Origin of the sequence: Mesomycoplasma ovipneumoniae SC01 (genome assembly GCF_000218525.1) — a bacterium.
GTDB lineage: Bacteria > Bacillota_I > Bacilli_A > Mycoplasmatales > Metamycoplasmataceae > Mesomycoplasma > Mesomycoplasma ovipneumoniae_A.
Genome location: NZ_AFHO01000028.1, coordinates 1 through 17,820, shown reverse-complemented (window position 1 = coordinate 17,820; position 17,820 = coordinate 1). Strand labels below are relative to the sequence as shown.

General features: G+C 30.3%; 12 protein-coding genes and 1 pseudogene. 7 read left to right on the top strand and 6 right to left on the bottom strand.

Features of this window, described 5'->3' with window-relative positions; all coding sequences use genetic code 4:
• From MOSC01_RS0103820 to MOSC01_RS0103795, 5 genes and pseudogenes are all read right to left on the bottom strand, one after another.
• Positions 1–524: pseudogene (locus MOSC01_RS0103820) on the bottom strand (hypothetical protein); the annotation flags it as partial.
• A 538-nt stretch (positions 525–1,062) separates the two neighbouring features.
• Positions 1,063–1,725, bottom strand: a complete 663-nt coding sequence (gene pgmB / locus MOSC01_RS0103810; RefSeq protein ID WP_010321469.1) for a beta-phosphoglucomutase — start codon at positions 1,723–1,725, stop codon at positions 1,063–1,065.
• Complete coding sequence (locus MOSC01_RS0103805; protein ID WP_010321468.1) at positions 1,715–4,087, bottom strand: glycosyl hydrolase family 65 protein; 2,373 nt, start codon at positions 4,085–4,087, stop codon at positions 1,715–1,717. Before MOSC01_RS0103805 ends, pgmB begins: the two co-directional genes overlap by 11 nt.
• 1 nt (position 4,088) lies before the next feature.
• Positions 4,089–5,723 (bottom strand): alpha-amylase family glycosyl hydrolase, encoded by a 1,635-nt coding sequence (locus MOSC01_RS0103800; RefSeq protein WP_010321467.1) that lies wholly within the window; start codon positions 5,721–5,723, stop codon positions 4,089–4,091.
• 1 nt (position 5,724) lies between these two features.
• Complete coding sequence (locus MOSC01_RS0103795) at positions 5,725–7,734, bottom strand: pullulanase (protein WP_010321466.1); 2,010 nt, start codon at positions 7,732–7,734, stop codon at positions 5,725–5,727.
• 446 nt (positions 7,735–8,180) lie between these two features.
• Between MOSC01_RS0103795 and MOSC01_RS0103790 the strand changes: the two genes are divergently transcribed.
• From MOSC01_RS0103790 to MOSC01_RS0103760, 7 genes are all read left to right on the top strand, one after another.
• A complete protein-coding gene (locus MOSC01_RS0103790) occupies positions 8,181–8,618 on the top strand; it encodes a hypothetical protein (RefSeq protein ID WP_010321465.1) in 438 nt (145 codons plus the stop codon).
• Between the two features lie 31 nt (positions 8,619–8,649).
• The gene (locus MOSC01_RS0103785; protein WP_010321464.1) at positions 8,650–11,115 is read left to right on the top strand and encodes a lipoprotein; all 2,466 of its coding nucleotides are present in this window, start codon (positions 8,650–8,652) and stop codon (positions 11,113–11,115) included.
• 77 nt (positions 11,116–11,192) lie between these two features.
• Positions 11,193–11,624: a hypothetical protein gene (locus MOSC01_RS0103780; RefSeq protein WP_141557555.1), complete on the top strand. Its 432-nt coding sequence runs from the start codon at positions 11,193–11,195 to the stop codon at positions 11,622–11,624.
• Complete coding sequence (locus tag MOSC01_RS0103775; protein ID WP_010321462.1) at positions 11,617–14,667, top strand: ABC transporter permease subunit; 3,051 nt, start codon at positions 11,617–11,619, stop codon at positions 14,665–14,667. Before MOSC01_RS0103780 ends, MOSC01_RS0103775 begins: the two co-directional genes overlap by 8 nt.
• Before the next feature lie 4 nt (positions 14,668–14,671).
• Positions 14,672–15,607, top strand: a complete 936-nt coding sequence (locus MOSC01_RS0103770; protein WP_010321461.1) for a sugar ABC transporter permease — start codon at positions 14,672–14,674, stop codon at positions 15,605–15,607.
• Positions 15,608–15,609: 2 nt separating this feature from the next.
• On the top strand, positions 15,610–16,809 hold the full coding sequence (locus tag MOSC01_RS0103765; RefSeq protein ID WP_010321460.1) for an ABC transporter ATP-binding protein: 1,200 nt from the start codon (positions 15,610–15,612) through the stop codon (positions 16,807–16,809).
• On the top strand, positions 16,799–17,491 hold the full coding sequence (locus MOSC01_RS0103760; RefSeq protein WP_010321459.1) for a hypothetical protein: 693 nt from the start codon (positions 16,799–16,801) through the stop codon (positions 17,489–17,491). Before MOSC01_RS0103765 ends, MOSC01_RS0103760 begins: the two co-directional genes overlap by 11 nt.
• Positions 17,492–17,587: 96 nt before the next feature.
• Here the strand turns inward: MOSC01_RS0103760 and MOSC01_RS04790 are convergent.
• Positions 17,588–17,820 (bottom strand): IS3 family transposase (locus MOSC01_RS04790; RefSeq protein ID WP_010321458.1); only part of this gene is annotated, 233 nt, incomplete at its 5' end.

Sequence of the window (17,820 nt, the reverse complement as noted above, 5' to 3'; positions counted from 1 at the left end):
AATCCACCAAAAGCAGCAGCAGGAGCAGCAGCAATAGCAGCTGGCGCCGCAGTTTTTTCAATCCGAGTTTTATTTTGAAGCTGTCTAAAGTCAAAAACATGCCCTTCAAATTTTAGTTTTGGCGCACCTTCTTCAAAATAGAGTTCAGCTTTTTTGTTAACTAATTCAAGTGAAGAACTATTTAAAATTACCTGACCATCTTGATTAATTTGAATTTCAATATCATCTAGATTAGGAGAGTCTGAATTAGTGCTTGTTTTATTTAGATGTGTTTTGGCTTTTTTAATATTTGCATTGATGACAAACGAATTTTGTTGGTTTTTGGTTGAAACAATTTGCACTAAATCATCAAAATTTACTGGTTTTTTTGAATTTGATAAATCTATATCACGCGTTTCAAGTTTGAAATCTGAATAGCTTTTTGTATTTTGATAATGTCAAAGCGGCCCAAAAACACTTAGGCTTAGTGATGAAAAAGCAATAATATTGGTGATAAACTTAAAAAGTTTTAGTTTTTTCTTCATTTTTCTCCTTACTATTAAAATTCTTTAATTTAAAATTATAACATGTATTTGAGAATTTTTCTGAAAATTTCATTTAAAAATATTGCGTTTAAAAAGAATAAATTAATACAAATTAGCGCGCTAATTTTAGGAGCCTCTAAGAAGATGTGTTAAAATGAAACAATACAGATTCGCAGTTGAAGACAAATTTAAGAACATTAAAATTGGCAAATTAAAGGGTTAAAAATTGCAATTTTGCATTTTCAGAAAGAATTTAGACAAATTTATAAAAAAGAAAAATGCAAAATTGACACAAAGAGTCAATTTTGCATGTACACGAAACAATTTAATAAGAAATTGCCAAAAAAGTTTGATAAATCTATGAAAAATAAATCTCTGCTAACTCAAAAAAGAAATAGAAAATTAAGGGTCTTTCTGAAAAATGATAGTGGAATTTATCAAGAAAAATGGAAAATGTTCTTAGAAGGACGAGGTTGATGCTCAATTATTTGTGTCTGAATTTGTTTAGTAATTTGTTATTTAAAAAAGATTTTTTTGATTAGTTGTTTAAAACTGTTAAAATATGGTCAATTTTAAGCTGATCTGTTGATGAAAATCAAAAATCAGCTTGATTAAATTCACTAAATTGATCCAAAGAAACAACAACAGATCTCATTTTTGCACTTTTTATTGATAAAAACCCTGAAAGAGAATCTTCAAAGCCAATGCAATTTTCGGGATTTAGAGACAATCCTTCTGAAGCCAATAGAAAAATATCAGGCGCTGGCTTAGGGTTTTTGATTTTTTTAGGATCAGCAATATAGTCAAAAAAAGCAATAATTCCAAGTTTTTCTAAAATTAAAGGCGCATTAAGACTACTTGAGGCTAGGCCAATTTTCAATTTTTTACTTTTTGCCTTTGTTAGTAAATCTAATATTCCTGGCAAGAGATGGTCTTTATTTAGATTTTCAAGTAATTTTAAGTAAATTTCATTTTTTTTAAAACAGACATCATCAATTTTTTCTTCATCTCAGGTTAGTTTTTTTAGTTCTAAAATTGCTTTTAGTGTTTCTTTTCTTGAAAGCCCCTTTAATTGGGCATTTTCAGTCTCGGTAAAGTCGATATTTTCTGCCAAAAGTGATTGTTTTCAGGCTAAAAAATGTAGTTGGGCAGTGTCTGTTATTATTCCATCCAGATCAAATATTAGTCCTTTAATTTCCATGGTTTATTGCAAAAAAATGCACGCTTTCTATAAGTTCTTCCTGATTATTTATCCAAATTTTTACAGGTTTTTTATTAAAATTTTCAACCCTAAAAGTTGAATGATCAATTCTTACTTGTAAATTTGCGCCTTGAAAGCTAAAGTTATAAATTAATGAATTTCACTGTTTTGGTAAATTAGGTTTTAAATGAATTTTATGATCAAAATAAGTTAGACCACCAAAGCCAAAAACAACCATTTGCCAAATTGCAGCAAGCGATCCAGCATGAATTCCGGCATCAGAACTTTTCATGTTTTGGCCTAAATCAATGTTAATTCCGTATTGAAAAAGTTGATAAGCTTTGTCAATTTTGTTAAGTCTTATTGCTTCAATTGCATAAGTTGCCGCCGAAAGTGAGGAGTCATGTGTTGTAATTTCCTCGTAAAAATCAAAGTTTTTTGATCTAATTTCTTTAGAATACAGCTCAGGAAAAAGGTATAAAAGTAAGACAACATCAGCTTGTTTAACTAGTTGAGATGCAAGAATTTTTTGACCTTTTACAAGTGAAAAAAGTTTTTTTCCTGCATCACCAAGCATTTTAAATTCGCTAATATCGTTTCGTTCTAGCGCTAAAAAGTTGTCATTTTCGGCGATAATTAGCTCTGAATTTGGTTTTTGTTGGACTAAATTCTGTGCAACATTTTTGATTTTTTCAAAATCAATTTTATAAGGAATTTTGCTAAGAACCTCAGCAAATACTGGAGTATTTTTTATTTTTTCAAAATAAAATAGCGCTAAATCAAGGTTGTATTTTGCCATTGCGTTAATATAGGCCGAATTGTTAATATTTCCTTTGTATTCATTTGGACCCATTACATCATTAATTTCAAATTTTCCGTCAGTAGTTTTTTCAGCACGATTAGTGTAAAATCAAGCAGTATCAAAAATTATTTCATAGCCGTATTTTTCCATGAAATCTTGATCCAAAGTAACAACAAAATATTGTTGAATTGCATATGCAATGTCAGCTGAGACATGAATTTCTTGACGGGCAGAGGCAATTGGCACTTGTTTTCCAGAAATTATATCAACCTGACCTCAAATTGGACAGACTTCGCCATCTTTAGGAAGGGCCATCTCTCAGGGAAATTGGGCTCCTTCAAGGTTAGATTCTTGAGCTCTGACTTTAACAGAAGCGGCTTTTTTTCGGGCGGCATCTAAGCCTTTATAACGATAAATTAATAAATTTCTGACAACACTGGGTTCAACAAAAAGATAATTAGGGTTAATAAAAAATTCTGAATCTCAATAAGTATGACCTTGATATCCTTCGCCAGTTAGACCTTTGGCCCCTGCGTTAATTTCGGTCGAATTTTTACGAAAAAGTCCATTTAGATGATAAAGGCCAAAATCAAGTCCTAGTTGGTCAAATTGGGAATTTGAATCAATTTTGACAAGAAATTTTTGTCATAAATTTTTGTCTAAGGCTTGGTTTGATTCTAAAAAAGACTCATGAAAATCGGCATTTAGCAAAGTTTTAAGTGTTAAATTTGCTTGTTTTTCGAGCTCTAAATCGTCAATTAAATTTTCGGAGTCATCAATAGAAGTATGAACTGACATTAATTTTATCAGACTTATTTTTGTTCCTTTTTTGAATTTTCCTTTGATTCTAAATAAGATTAGTCGTCTTGAGGCATCAACTTGAAAATTGTCATCTCCAGGTTTTATTCTTTGACCATTGACTTCAAAGTGGCAAACTAAATTGTGAATAACTAACAAATTTGAGCTAGTTGAACGTTGTTTTAACTGCAGAGCGTTTTCAAAAGGGCGAAATTTTTCACCTTCGGCAAAATGTTGAGTTCCTGTGTTTGTGTTTTGGGCATTAATTTGCGGGCGAAATTCAATTTGAACATATTCATTTTCAGGACTAACTTCAAGAATTTCAACATCAATTTTTTGGGCATAAAAATTGAGGTTCTGATGTGAAACAAAACGAAAAGTGTCGATTTTTATAGTGTTTTTTTGGCGAGTAAGTCTAACAGAGCGCGATAGTGATCCATTTTTTATATCAAAAACTTTTTGATATTGGTCCTCAGAGTCAAGAATTAAGGGCTGTTCATTTATAAAAATTGGGGTTGTAATTGAGTCAGCTAAATTACAAATTTCCGGAACTTCATGTTCAACATCTTTGTTAAAAACACCACTTACAAAAAATCCTGGCTTATTATAATAATCAGGTTCTTCGTCGCTGCTTCTCAGACCTAAATATCCATTTGTTAAGGCAAAAATTGATTCTGTTTTTCCTGTAAATCTTCGGTCAAAGCCATTTTGAATAACTAGTTTTTTTAAATTATCGTACGTTAAAAATTGATTAGTTTTCATTTTATTCCTTAATTAAAATTGACTCAAATGGGCGTAAAAAATCCTCAGGTTTTTTGAGATCTTGATATGAAGAAAGCAGCGGTTTTTGCTGAATTTTTTCGGCAAAAGGCAGTTCTTTTTTTGTTAAATTTAAGTAAAAAATTAATTTTTCACCTTTAAATTCACGGCTAATTTTGCAAATTCCGTCTTTGGTAATTTCTAATTTTGCTTTTCCATCAACAAGCAAATCTTTTAAGTCATTTTTATAAAGAAAAATTAATTTTTTATAAAAATTTAAGATTGAATTTTTGTCTAAAGTTTGACTCTCGACATTCATTCGCGGGTCATCAAGGCTTGTGTTAATTCAGGCTTTTTGGCTTGAAAATCCGTTGTTTTTATCTAAATTTCAACGCAAAGGACCTCTTCCTGAATCGCGACTGTTAATATTTGCATAAATTAACATTTCTGATTCAGAATAAATTTTTTCTCTATCAACAAGTGAAGCAAAAGCATTTTTCATATCAATGTCAACAAAATCTTGTCTGTTTTCAAAATAGGAATTTGTCATTCCAATTTCTTCACCATAGTAAATTATCGGAATTCCACGCATTGAAAAAAGCAAAAGAGCTAGCGATTTTGCAGATTCTTTTCAGAAAAATGGATAGTCTCCTCAACGAGAAATTGCCCTGGAAGTATCATGATTTGAAAGAAAATTGCTCATTAAACTCGGACTAATTTCTTCATTGTGTTGAAAAGGGATTTGGGCATTAATAAAATCTTGATAGTCTCAATTTGCATTAAATCCGTTTCTTCCAGTTTTATTTGACCAGCCGATTCATCATCATGAAAAGTTAAAAAAATTGTTAGCCAAAGGTGATTTTCCAGCCCCGTATTTTATTAATTCTTCAACAGTTATTCCGCTAGCTTCGCCAAAAGTGTAGGCATCAGATTTATTTTTAAAGGCAAGTTTGTTAAATTTTTCAAGATACTCTTGAGCGCCTTTGCATCAGGAAAAATACGGATTTTGTTCAACATTTTCAAAGTTTTTGGCAACATGTTTGATCGCATCAAGACGAAAACCGCGAACTCCAAGATCATACCAAAAATTAATAATGTCAACAAAAGCAGCTTGTGTATCTGGGTGGGCTCAATTTAAATCAACTTGGTCAGTGCTAAAAAGGTGGAAATAATATTTTTGAACATCTGGCTGTCATTCTCAGGCAGAGCCGCCAAAAATTGAAGTTGCTTTTTGTTCTTCAGGGCTTAATTTTTCTCTTCAAATAAAATAATTATGCTCTTTGTTTTCAGGCGATTCAATTGCCTTTTTAAATCAGGAATGCTGACTTGAGACATGGTTTAAAACCACGTCAATTATTATATCTATATTTAGTTCAGCGGCTTTTTTTGTCAGTTTAGCAAAGTCATTAAGACTACCAAATTTAGACCAAATTGACTTATAATCAAGAACATCATAACCGGCATCAACAAAATTAGTCTCATAAAATGGGGTTAATCAAATTGCGTCAATTCCTAAATCACTAAGATATTCAAGTTTATTGTAAATTCCAAGAATATCGCCATTTCCGTCATTATTTGCATCATAAAATGATCTGACAAAAATTTGGTATACTACTTTATCTTTTAAATTTGTTTTCATTTTAGTAAAAATTAATCCTTTTTGTTAGCAAAATTGACTGATGAGGTTGAATTAAATTAGTAATATTATTTAATTTTGAATTAAAAAGTATCTCAAAGTCATCAAAATTATACTCATACTGATTATTTGAAAAATTGTGAATAATTTTAACGGCCTTACCATCTAAGTCAATTTGATAAATAATTAATCCTTTGTTTTTGTCAACAGTTTCAAAATTTAGACAATCTTTAATTTGTTGATTTGTTTTTAGTCTAAAAAACTTGGTTTTTTGCCTAAATTCATTAATTTTGGCAAAAAAATTAAAAATTTGTTCTTCAATTTGCTTAATTTTTAAAATATCAAATTTTAAACCGTTGGTAAAATCTGTTGTCTTATAAGAATTAAAATCAAAAAAATCTGCATTTAAAAACTCAAAAGGTGGATTTTTTTGATTTAAATTTGGATGGCAGGCTTGATAAGTTGCTCCAGAAAAATCACAAACTTTTGAAAAGCAAAACTCACTTCCGGAACTAAAAAGCACTTTTCCTTGGACAAAAGAAACTAACATCAAGGCTTGCCGGTAAGTTTCAATAAATTGTTTTTTTGTGATTTTTGGAGATGAAGATAAAATTTTATCAGCTAAAGTCGGCCCATCATGACAAGTTAAATATGACAAATTTAGACTAATTTCATTAGCAAAAAGATCATAGCGTTTTTTAGAATGGTAAAAATCTTTAAAATCATAATCAGCAATATTTCCTGGAATTGAAGACACATAAGCGCCGAATTTTACAGCATTTTTTGATAAAATAAGACCTTTATCTGTTGGTGCATCACTGCCACGAACTGCGTTGCGAATTGTGTCATTAAAATATCCAAAATTAAAATTATTGCCTTCTTTTCCTTTTGTTAGTCTTTTAGAAAAAGGTAAATCACTAAAATCCCAAGCTTCTCCGTATAATAAAATGTTAGGATTAATTTTTCTTAGCTCTGTATCGATAATTTGAAGTGATTTTTTATCTAAAAATGAAGCTAAGTCAAAGCGAAATCCATCAACTTTATAATATTTAACAAAAAAAATGAGTGAGTCTAAAATTAGCCTAAAAGCCATCGGTTTTTGGGAGTCTAAGGGCGCAAAACCAACTGGAAAAATTTCAGCATTTTCACGATAAAAATGACCTGGGGCAACATTGTCAAAAACTGAATTTTCAAAAGTGTGATTATAAACAACATCAAGAATTATTCCAATGTTGTTTTTGTGAGCTTGATCAACAAAATTACGGAATTCAACAATTTTTGCATAAGGGTCTTGTGGATTTGTTGAATAACTGGAATTAAGTGAAAAAAAACCAATTGGGTCATAACCCCAATTATAAACACTATAATGACCTTTTCCGTCGCCTTGGTGGAGAATAGGAACATTTTTTTGGGCAAAAGTATAGCAAGAATGGAGTGGAAGTAATTGTAAAAAGTTTAAATTCAGCTTATTTAAATAAGAAAAAATACCATTATCAATTGCTCCAATAAAAGTTCCAGGATATTGGACTTTTTTTGAAAGCGAACTAAAATCACGAACATGGAGCTCGTAAATCTGGGCATCAATTTTGGGATCAGCTTCAAATAAGTTAATATCTGAAGGCATTTGGCCAGCTTTTTCTGAAAAAATATCAATTAAAAAGGCTTTAGGAGTTTCATTTTTAGTTCAATCAAAAGGAGCAAGGCTGAATGCATATGGATCAAGGGCGAAAGTTGTTCTCGAATTAGAGTGTTCAACCTTCAAATTATATGAATATGATTCAAAATTTTTGCTAATTTTGCAAAACCAGGCTCCTTTTGTTTTTTTCATTTTTATTGTTTTAAAAGGAATTGAATCTTCAAAGTGTTTATAAATTAAAAATTCAACTGAAATTGCATCAGGAGATCAAAAATAAAAATGAAACTTTTCATCTTTCAAAAACAAGCCAAGCGGTCCTAGGTATATTTTTCCGCGCGAATGTTTGCGAATTAGACTTTTTTCATAGTCAAAAAGCATGTTTACACCTAAATAATAAAAAAATTTGGCAAATTATTGGCAAAATTTAATAATTTAGTATAACTTGCCGAAAAATAAATGCAAAATTTAAATTTCTATATTTAAATAATAAAAAAATTGCATTCTTGTATTTTAACATAAAAAAATTTTTTTTATTTTTTTTTATTATTTTTTCAGGCTTTGGCTAACCAATAATTGCTTGAGATATTTTTTTACTCAGCTTCGAAGTTGGGCTAGAAAAAACCATTCTAGAAAATACCATTTTTTAGTTAATCAAAAACTGGTTTTAATAGTTGGAATAATTATACATTAATTTTGCAAAAAATAAAGAAAAATATTGATTTTTCACAAAAAAATAATTTTATGAGACTTTTTTTACATTTTTTGAATTTTTCAATAAAAAATTATTTTTTTTGATAAAATTAGAAAAGAGTACGTATAGACATATGACAAATTCAAAACCAACGTTAAAAACAAGGTTTCGGTATATTTTTTTAGGAAAACTACCTCTTGAACGAAAGTACCGTCCTAAAATCATCGAATACTTTTATTTATTTATTGGAAATTTTGTAATTTCTACTTTTTGAGTATTAGTTTTATTGGCTTTTGGAAAATATGAGTGGAAAATTAGCGAAAATTGAAGTCTAATTTTATCTAACGAATTTAGCACTTATTTTTGAAAATTCATAATATCTATTAGCATTACAGCTTGAGTTGTCAATATTTTCTTATGTATTCACTTGATTTACATTCTTTCAAAAACTGAAAATTATAAATGGGTAACTTTTTTGTCAATTTTTACTAATTTTTTTCCATTTTTTAGCTTTTTTAACTTAATTATTTCAGTTTTTGGCTTTTATAAACACAAAATTGTTTTTAAATAGATGTAAAAGTGTTTTTTTGAAAGGAATTATCATGAAGAAAATAACAAAATCAATTTTTGGAGTGGTTTCTTTTAGCCCGCTTGCCTTAATAGCTTGTGGTGGACCTGTAAACGAATTTGCACATAATAAGGAAATTATTGTCGCCGTTGACCCGGCCCAGACAAATTATTGAAAACAAAATATTGAAGAATTTAATAAAACTGATTCAGCAACAAAAAACGGGTTTAAAATTAGAACTATTTCCAAAAATGTCTTTGCAGCACTAGATTTTTCAACAGTTGGACACACAGATACAAACAATACACCCGATATTTTTTATGCACCTCAAGACAGAATTACCGACTTAGTTCAAGGTGGTGCAGTTTCTTATCTGAATGATTTTTTGCCTAATTTATTTGATGAAATTACAACTCAAATTGGTGCTACATCAACAGAAAAAGAAAATATGAAAAATTTTGGGACTGTTTTTGGCCTAAAAAACAACAGAGTCCATTCAGAATTTGTTGGAATTCAACATAACAAAGAAGGAATTGTTCTAGCTTCAACAGAAAATGAAGACCAAACTCGGACAATTTTACAAAATGCAGACACAGACTCACTTGCCGAACTTGTTGAAAAAGGCGAAGGTTTATTTAGAATCCAAGACTTTTGGTACGGAAATGGTGTTCTTGCCGGTGCGCTTGAAAAAATTGCTCAGCGCGAAAATTTAAAAGATGAAGACGGAAAACCACTAAATTTAATGTCAAAATTATTATATACTAAAAATAATCAATTTACTTCTGGCCTTCTTCATAGTGATATTGACCCAATTGTTGATTCCAATTTAAAACCTGAAAACAATGAATACCAACAATATTTCCGTGAAGCTTTTAAATCAGTGGCAAAAATTTACTACCCAGTTTTTAAAGCTGCTTATGGAAGTGAAGCTGATTATAAAAATTCAATTTGATCTAAAAAGGGAATTTCACAGGCAGATTTAGCACAAATTATCAAATCTGATATGAATGTCACCCAAAATACAATTTTTCGCCTAATGAAAGAAAAGAAACTAAAATTTGCAATTATTGGAACTTGAGATGTGCAAAACTCAGAAAAATCTGCAGATGCCAAGTCTTTTTTTAACATTACCAAAGCAACTAATGAAACTGATTTTAAACAAGCCTTAGGTTCATGATCTTTTTTGATCAATTCACGAAATAATTCATCTTCTCCTGAGCGAAAACAAGCCCTTAATGATCTTTTTAAAATAATGTTTTCTGCTAAAACAAACACTGCTTATTTCCAAGATGATTCAAAAATTCCGTTTGTAAAATCGCTAACAAATCAAATTAAACAGGAAGTCGAAAGAATTAATCAACCACTTAATGTCAAATTTGAAACACTTAAAAAAGACTTACAATATACAGATGATAACGAAATTGAAAATGCAATAAATGCGCAAATTCAAAAAACAGCAAATCCAAAATATATCAATCAAACAGTTGAATCAAATTGAGACAAAACAACAAACCAAGATGCTAGCTCAGAAGAAAATTATCTCACTTTTGGGCCAAGAATTGAGACAGAAAATCTTGATGCAAGTCTAGTTGAAAGTGCTAATAAAATTAACAGTTTAATTGAAAAATACCAAAAATTTGCCGCAATTCGTAATACTTTAGCAACAATTTTTGGGCAAACAGATTTATCTAAATTCACCGGAAATGGTGAGAGTTGACAAATTGACCAGAGTTTTTTCAAAGTTGGAATTAAAGATGCAAAAGCAGGAAAATACGATCTTGATATTTCCCAAAGTGATACTACCGCTCATGTTCGTAAAGTTGAGGCTTTCCTTTTTGGCGCAAATGGTGATGAGCAATCTGAAAAAGACAAAAAAATTGAAAAATACAGTAAGCTAATTCTTGAAAATAATCACGATCTTGCAAAACTTGAGGCAAGTATTGCGGCTGAGATTAAAGAAATTCAAGAAAAGGCAAAATTAATTGCCAAAACTCCAGCTGATGATGCAACAATTGAAAAAATTTCGCGTGCTTATTTAAATAATTATGTTAGCGCTGCCCTAATTCGCTCATTTGTTAGTCCTGAGACAATTAAGCAAACAAAAGCACAAAAAACTACCACAAAATCAGGCCAAACTGTTGACAAATACACACTAGGTGATGCTGAAGAAATTATTAGTGAATACTTAAAATCAAAAAGTTTTGACAAAATTCTTAACGTAATTGACTCAGATAAGACAATTGAAAATCAAGGTGTTGGAATTCTTAATACCGATAATTCCCGTTTTGATAGATCAAATCCGCAATTTAGTTCAACAGTTTGAAGCGCTTGAAATGATCAAACTTTTGGTTCAGAAGTTTTCCACAAAAGTGTTTTGAGCAAAATTAAAAGCGAAGAAGATTTTGCCAAAATATTTTTTGACAAAGTTGCAATTGAATACTACAAAAAAATTCTTCTTGCAAACCAAGGAACTAGCAGGGTTATTGTAAATTTTAGTTAAAAATGGGACCTTTTTTTAAATTTAAGATCAACATACCAAAGTCACATTTTTATTTGCTAATTTGTTTAAGTGCTTTTTTGTCTGTTGCGCTTATTAGTTGAATTTTAATCCCTTTTGTTTTTGGGACACATTTAGACCAAATAAGTAAAACAAATCAGGAAAATCAACGGGAAATTTTAGCCTCAAATTTAGCAGCCGGAAAATTAAGTGCTTATATTGGGACAAATTTATTTGTGATTTTCTTTGGAGTCTACCTTTTTTTAGCTTATTCAAAAGTAAAAATTGGCTATTTCTTCTACTTTTTTTGGATTTTTGTCTTTTGTTCAATGGCTGCTTATCCTTATTTTCAAGGAGCGGAAAAATTAAATAATGCAGAATTAATAAGCGGAATTTTTATCTCTATTTTTTCTGGGTTGATTGTTGTTGTGCTCATTTATTCAACTTACATTTACCGACTTAAACGAATTATTACAAAATACAAATTAGCTAATGGCGGTTTTAATGCATAAATTACAACTCTATAATTATTATGGCAAGAAATTTGACACGATTATTGATATTGAGGCTAAAACGCTAAAATCTTATTATCACAGTGCAAAAATTACCCACTCAAGATTTTTAGATAAGATCAAAATTCAAGAAAACATTGAAAAAGAGCTATTTTTACGGGCTCGACAAACAATTCGCGATAATCTAAAACGCGAATTACATAGTCAAAAAATTGCTTTTAAAAATGAGCTTAAAGTTCTCAAAGACGCTTACATTAAACTTAATTTTGCAGTTTCAGTTGAAAAATTGCTCAGTTTTGAAATTAAAAAAATCGAAAAAGAGCTTAAAAATCTTCGCAATTGATTTAAAGATTTTTCCAAATCACTCAACCAAACAGAAGATAGTCCGCAGGTTAAAGTTGAATTATTTGAAAAAACAAAAAAATCAACCTTAGAATCTGAAGTTGACTTAATAAAAAAGCACTTCATTTTTCAAGTCTGCCTAAATTATGTTAGAAAATACCAAGATTTTGACTTTGATTTAAACAAAATTAGCCAATTTCTTGATGAAGACGGCAAAAAATTCTTAGCCCAATCAAAACTTAAAAGTGATTTTTTTGTTAATTTTTATCAGCAAATCAAACAAAAACAAGACGAACTCTTAAAAAAATCAGCTTTGGCTAAAAAAAATTACACTGAAACTAAACAATTACAAACTGACTTATATAAAAAAAGAAAGTCAAATTTAGAACTCAAAGCAAAACAAAAAATAATTTCTTTGGAATATAGTTATAAAAATGCAATTGATTTCCTAAAACAGCAAGCAAATCAACAAAATGCGGCCCAAAAAGAATTAATTAACGAAAAAAAGCAGGAAATTATCACTTTTGAGTCACAAAATATTAACAAACTAAATCAATTTAAGCACGAAATTAATTCACAAATTAACAAAATTAGTGCTCAAAAACAAAAATATCTTGCCTTTAGTTTGTCGCAGACAAAAATAAATTTCCTTGATCAGGCGATTAAATTATTTTACAATATTGAAAAAAATCAAAATTTTGAAATTCCAGATTTAGATATTTCCCTAGAAAATCACAGTCAAATTTTAAAAGATAAACTAGATTTTTTCCATAAGTTAAAAGATGAAAATGGGCAACTTTTTGATTTAATTAAAAGTCATTATTTTGGTTTTTATGGTAGTTTTTTAATAAAAAAATTGGCAAAATCAAGTCTAAAATGGCAAATTTTGCTCCAAAAAGCTAAATATTTAAAACAATATTCATACAAAGGCCATTATCTTCAGGATCTCGGTTGGGCAACTAGAGAAAAAACAATCGAAGACTTTAAGACACGGATAAAATTTATAAATGAAAAAATTCTTGCAAAATACGAGCTAAAAGTTTTAAAATCAAGTCCAGATTTTAAAACTCAGCAAGAACAAATTAAAACAAAAATTAGCCAAATCAAGCAAACTTATCTTGAAAGTGTTGCAAAAAACAAAAAGCGACTTCAGCAAAACGAAATTGCCAAAACAGCGTTTAAAAACTTGCAAAAACAAGCAAAAATTACAAAAACTGACCAAAAAAGAACACTGTTTTTAAGCTCAAAAATAACAAAATTCAAACAAATTCTCAAAACAAATAATTACCGTTATTTTAACGAGTTAAAAGTTAACAAAAAAATTTATGAATCAAAAGCAAACGAAGCACTAAAGTCTTACCCTGTTGAGACAATAAAAAACGTCCGTTTTATTAGCTTTTTTTTGAATTTAATCTTCCCGGGGCTTGCTGAATTATTTGTATTTCGTCAGTTTATCAAAGGATCTTTACTTTCAATTGTTAGTCTAATTTGTTATACTTTAATAATTCCCTTTTCATTTGGGGCTTATTGGTCAAAAATGGGCGGAATTCCGGGCTTTGCTGACTTAGGAGCAAATTTACACTCGCCTCGGGATGGTATTTTTACTGATGCTCGTTTTTACCTTTTTGGTGGCGTCTTATCGGTAATTTTAATGGCTTTTGTGCTGATTTACTTTATAATTGGGGCAATTTCGGCCTGAAGAATTGCAAAAGCAATGGAAGCAGGCGTTGTTCCGGGAAAATGGCTCTATTCAAAACAGTGACTCCAAACTACCGGATTTCCGTGAATGATTTCACTAATTGGCCATGCTTTAATGATTTTTATCGTTGCTGCGCCAATAATTACTTCGGTTTTAATTTCTTTTACTGATTATGGTTACAATCATGCTGCGCCAGGTCAAACTGTTAACTGAGTTGGACTTAAACAATGAGGAAAATGGTGAGATTATCGGCAACTTGGATTGTTTCAATCGCTAGCTTCAGTTCTTGGTTGAACAGCAATTTGGACAGTTTTATCAACGCTATTTCCGATTGGTTTAGGAATTTTAATTGCAATTTTAACAAATTCGTCCCGAATTAAAGGTAAAAAGATTTTTCGGCTAATATTTATTTTACCTTGAGCAGTGCCTGCGTTTGTTTCTTTGTCTTTTATTCGTTCAATGTTTGCTGCTGATTCAAAAGGTTATATTAATTTAATTTTAATTAATTTAGGACTTATTAAAGACGGAATTTCTTGACTAAACCAAATTGGTACGGCCCGAGTTTTACTGATTGTTGTCCAGACTTGAATTAGTTATGCCTTTATTTTTATGCTTGTTACTGGAAATCTGCAGGCAATTTCGGGCGAAATTTACGAAGCTGGCGCCGTTGATGGAGCCTCAAAATCGCAAATTTTCTGAAAACTAACGCTACCGCAACTACTTCTGGGAATTGCGCCGATGTTAATTGGGCAATTTGTCGGCGCCTTTAATAACTTTACAACAATTTCAATTTTTACTGGCGGTGGCCCTGCTTATGCAAATGCCTCCCCATTTGGTGAGGCCTCAACTGACATTATTATTTCTTGGGTATTCAAGCTAACAACTCAAGGAATAAAAATTGATGGACACCAAGCTTTTGCCGCCGCACTTTCAACACTGGCAGCGCTAATTAGTATTAGTTTTGCCCTTCGTGGTTTTATAAAATCAATGCAAAGGAGATAAAATTATGAACTTATTAGTGTCAAAAATTGCTAGTTTTGAGTTTGTTGCCAAAAATTCTAGTCCAAAAAAACGTCTAAATTTAAGTGATGAACGGGATATTAAACCAATTGAATTACTTTGAATTTTTCTTAATTATTTAATTTTAATTTCTTGGTCGGTTGTTGTTTTATTTCCAATAGTTTCGCTAGTTATTGCTACTTTTAATGTTGCTAATACTCGACTTATTACAATTACACCATTTGTTTTTGGTTTTGATAATTTCACTTATTTATTTACTTCTGAACGGTCTTATTTTTTCTCTTGGTACGGAAATACGCTAACAATTGCACTTTTAACAATGGTTATTTCAACTACCGCAGTTGCTTTAAATAGTTATGCTTATTCACGTTTTCGCTTTAAAGGTTCAAAACATTCTTTGACAATAATTATGTTATTGCAAATGATTCCGGCAACTTCTTCGTTAATTTTTCTCTATATTTTAGTCCAAATTGGCCAAATTGGCGGAATTTCACCAATATTTATGTTAGTAATTATTTACTCAGGTGGGGCCGTTTCTGGAAATACTTTCATGCTTAAAGCTTATTTAGATAGTATTTCCCGCGAACTTGATGATTCAGCAAAAATTGATGGCTGTTCAAATTTTGGTGTTTTTTTCAAAATTTTATTACCAGTTTTACGACCTGCAATAATTATGGTTGCACTTTGATCTTTTTTAACACCATTTACCGATGTTATTTTACCAAGATTTGTTCTTTTCAATATTCAAGACTTAACTCTTGCTGTCGGGCTTGAAACTTTTATTAATGTCGAACCAAAACATGTCAATGCTGGTGCTTATGCAGCTGGGGCTCTACTTGCGGCTCTTCCGGCGCTTGGTTTATTTATGTATTTACAAAAATACATAATTGGCGGACTTTCTGAAGGAGCGGTTAAAGGTTAATTATGGAAAAAAATAAAAAACTTTTTGAACTTGAAGATCTTAATTTAGATTTAAATCAAATTGATTTAAATAAGATGGTTGCAAAAATTGGCCAACAACAAGAAGAAACAAAAGGCGCCAAAATTGTCCTTAATAATGTCTCAAAAAAATATGAAGGTAATGACAAATATACACTCGAGGCAATCGATCTTACAATTGAAAGTGGTAATTTTTGCATCTTTTTAGGACCTTCAGGTTCAGGAAAAACAACACTTTTAAGAATGATTGCCGGCCTAAATTCAATTACTCAAGGTGATTTAATTTTTAATGGCAAACGGTATAATAACCTTCCGCCACATCAGCGAAATATTGCAATGGTTTTCCAATCTTATGCCCTTTATCCGCATTTGAATGTTTATGATAATATTTCTTTTGGACTCAAAATTGCAAAAGAAAGACGCGACATTATTGACTCAAAAGTAAAAAATGTTGCTCAAATTTTAAAAATCAGCGACTATTTATACTCAAAACCGCGCGATCTTTCTGGAGGTCAACGTCAAAGAGTGGCAATTGGACGGGCAATTGCTCGTGCACCGCAAGTTTTTTTAATGGACGAACCACTTTCAAATTTAGATGCAAAATTGCGTGAATCAATGCGCCGTGAAATTGTAAATATTCACCGAATGCTCAAAACTACAAGTATTTATGTAACTCATGATCAACTTGAGGCAATGACGATGGGAAACCAAATTGTAGTTTTTAATGACGGTAAAATTCAGCAAAATGGAACCGGAAAAGAATTATATTTTAAACCTAAAAACACTTTTGTTGCCACATTTATCGGTTCGCCAACAATGAATTTATTTGATTGCGTTGTTGAGAACAACAAAATAAAGGCAAAAAAGGCGCCAATTTGATTTGAAGTTGACCAAAAATTGGCAAATTTATTAAGCCAAAATCAAGAATTACAAGTCGGTTTTCGTTCTGAAGATATTTATCTAAACCAAAATCAGGCCCAATTTGACGGAATTATTACTAATGTTGAGCTAATTGGCAAAGATCAACTTGTTGCAATTAAAGTTAGCGATCAACTTGAATTAATTTCCAACCAGAACAATATTTTTGAATACTTTTTAGATCAAAAAGTTAAAGTTAGCTTTAATTTAGAACGAATTCACATTTTTGATGCAATAACAAAGGAGCGAATTGATCTTGATAACTAATTTAGAATCGCGAAGTGCCAAAATTTACTTTTTTATTGCACCTTATTTTACTCGTAAAGTTTTACAATTATTAAGTAAAATTTTACTTTTAATAATTATAATTTTCTCTTTCGTCCAAATTTGGCAGTTTCTTGAGCGAATTGATTGGGAAATTGATTTTGTTTCAAAAGGTAGTTTTTCTAATTTAACAAGTCAAGAAATTACTGAAATTGCTAGAAGCAAGTCAACTTCATTGCCACTTTGACCAATTTTTATTAGTCTAATTTCACTTGTTATTGTTTTTGGTTTTATTCTGTTCTTTTTAATTTTAGCGCAACATATTTATTTATGAAAACAATTTGGCGATCTCAAAGGATTTTATAAATTTATTTTTACTTTATCTATAATTATTTTTATTTTAAGTTTCTTTATTGTCGCTCTTCAACCAGCTCAAGTTGAGCAAAATGTTAGTGTAAAAATTGGCGAGACCACCGTCACAGATTCAATTTTTTCTGATTTTGCTAATTATACAAAAATGTGAATAAGTCTAATTTTTAGCTTTTTAATTTTGATTTTACAAATAAGTGCAAAATCAAAATTTGGGGCTCTTGAAAAAGACAAAACTTTAGCAAAAAAACCTTTTGAAACAAAAAGTCTTGAAGCAAAAATAAATAAAATTATCCAAAAAAATTCCAATAGCTAATTGTATTCAAACATTTTCCCCGAGTTTCCCAGTTTAATAGATAATCTTAAAAAGCGTCTGGTTTTAAACTAGGACAAAAAAATTAACAGTTTAATATTATTGTAACATCATAGCATATTGCTGTGGTGTTTTTCAATTTAAAATCGATTGAATTCTATAGTTGTTGTATCAATATATATAATCTGCAATTATTTTTTTCAGATCATCTAAAGTTATTTTACTGTAGTTTAACTCGTTTAAGCATTCACTTTTTATAATTGAAAATCAATATTCAGCCTCCCTATTATCCAAAGAATTTCCTATGCGAGACAATGAAACAGTTCCTCCCA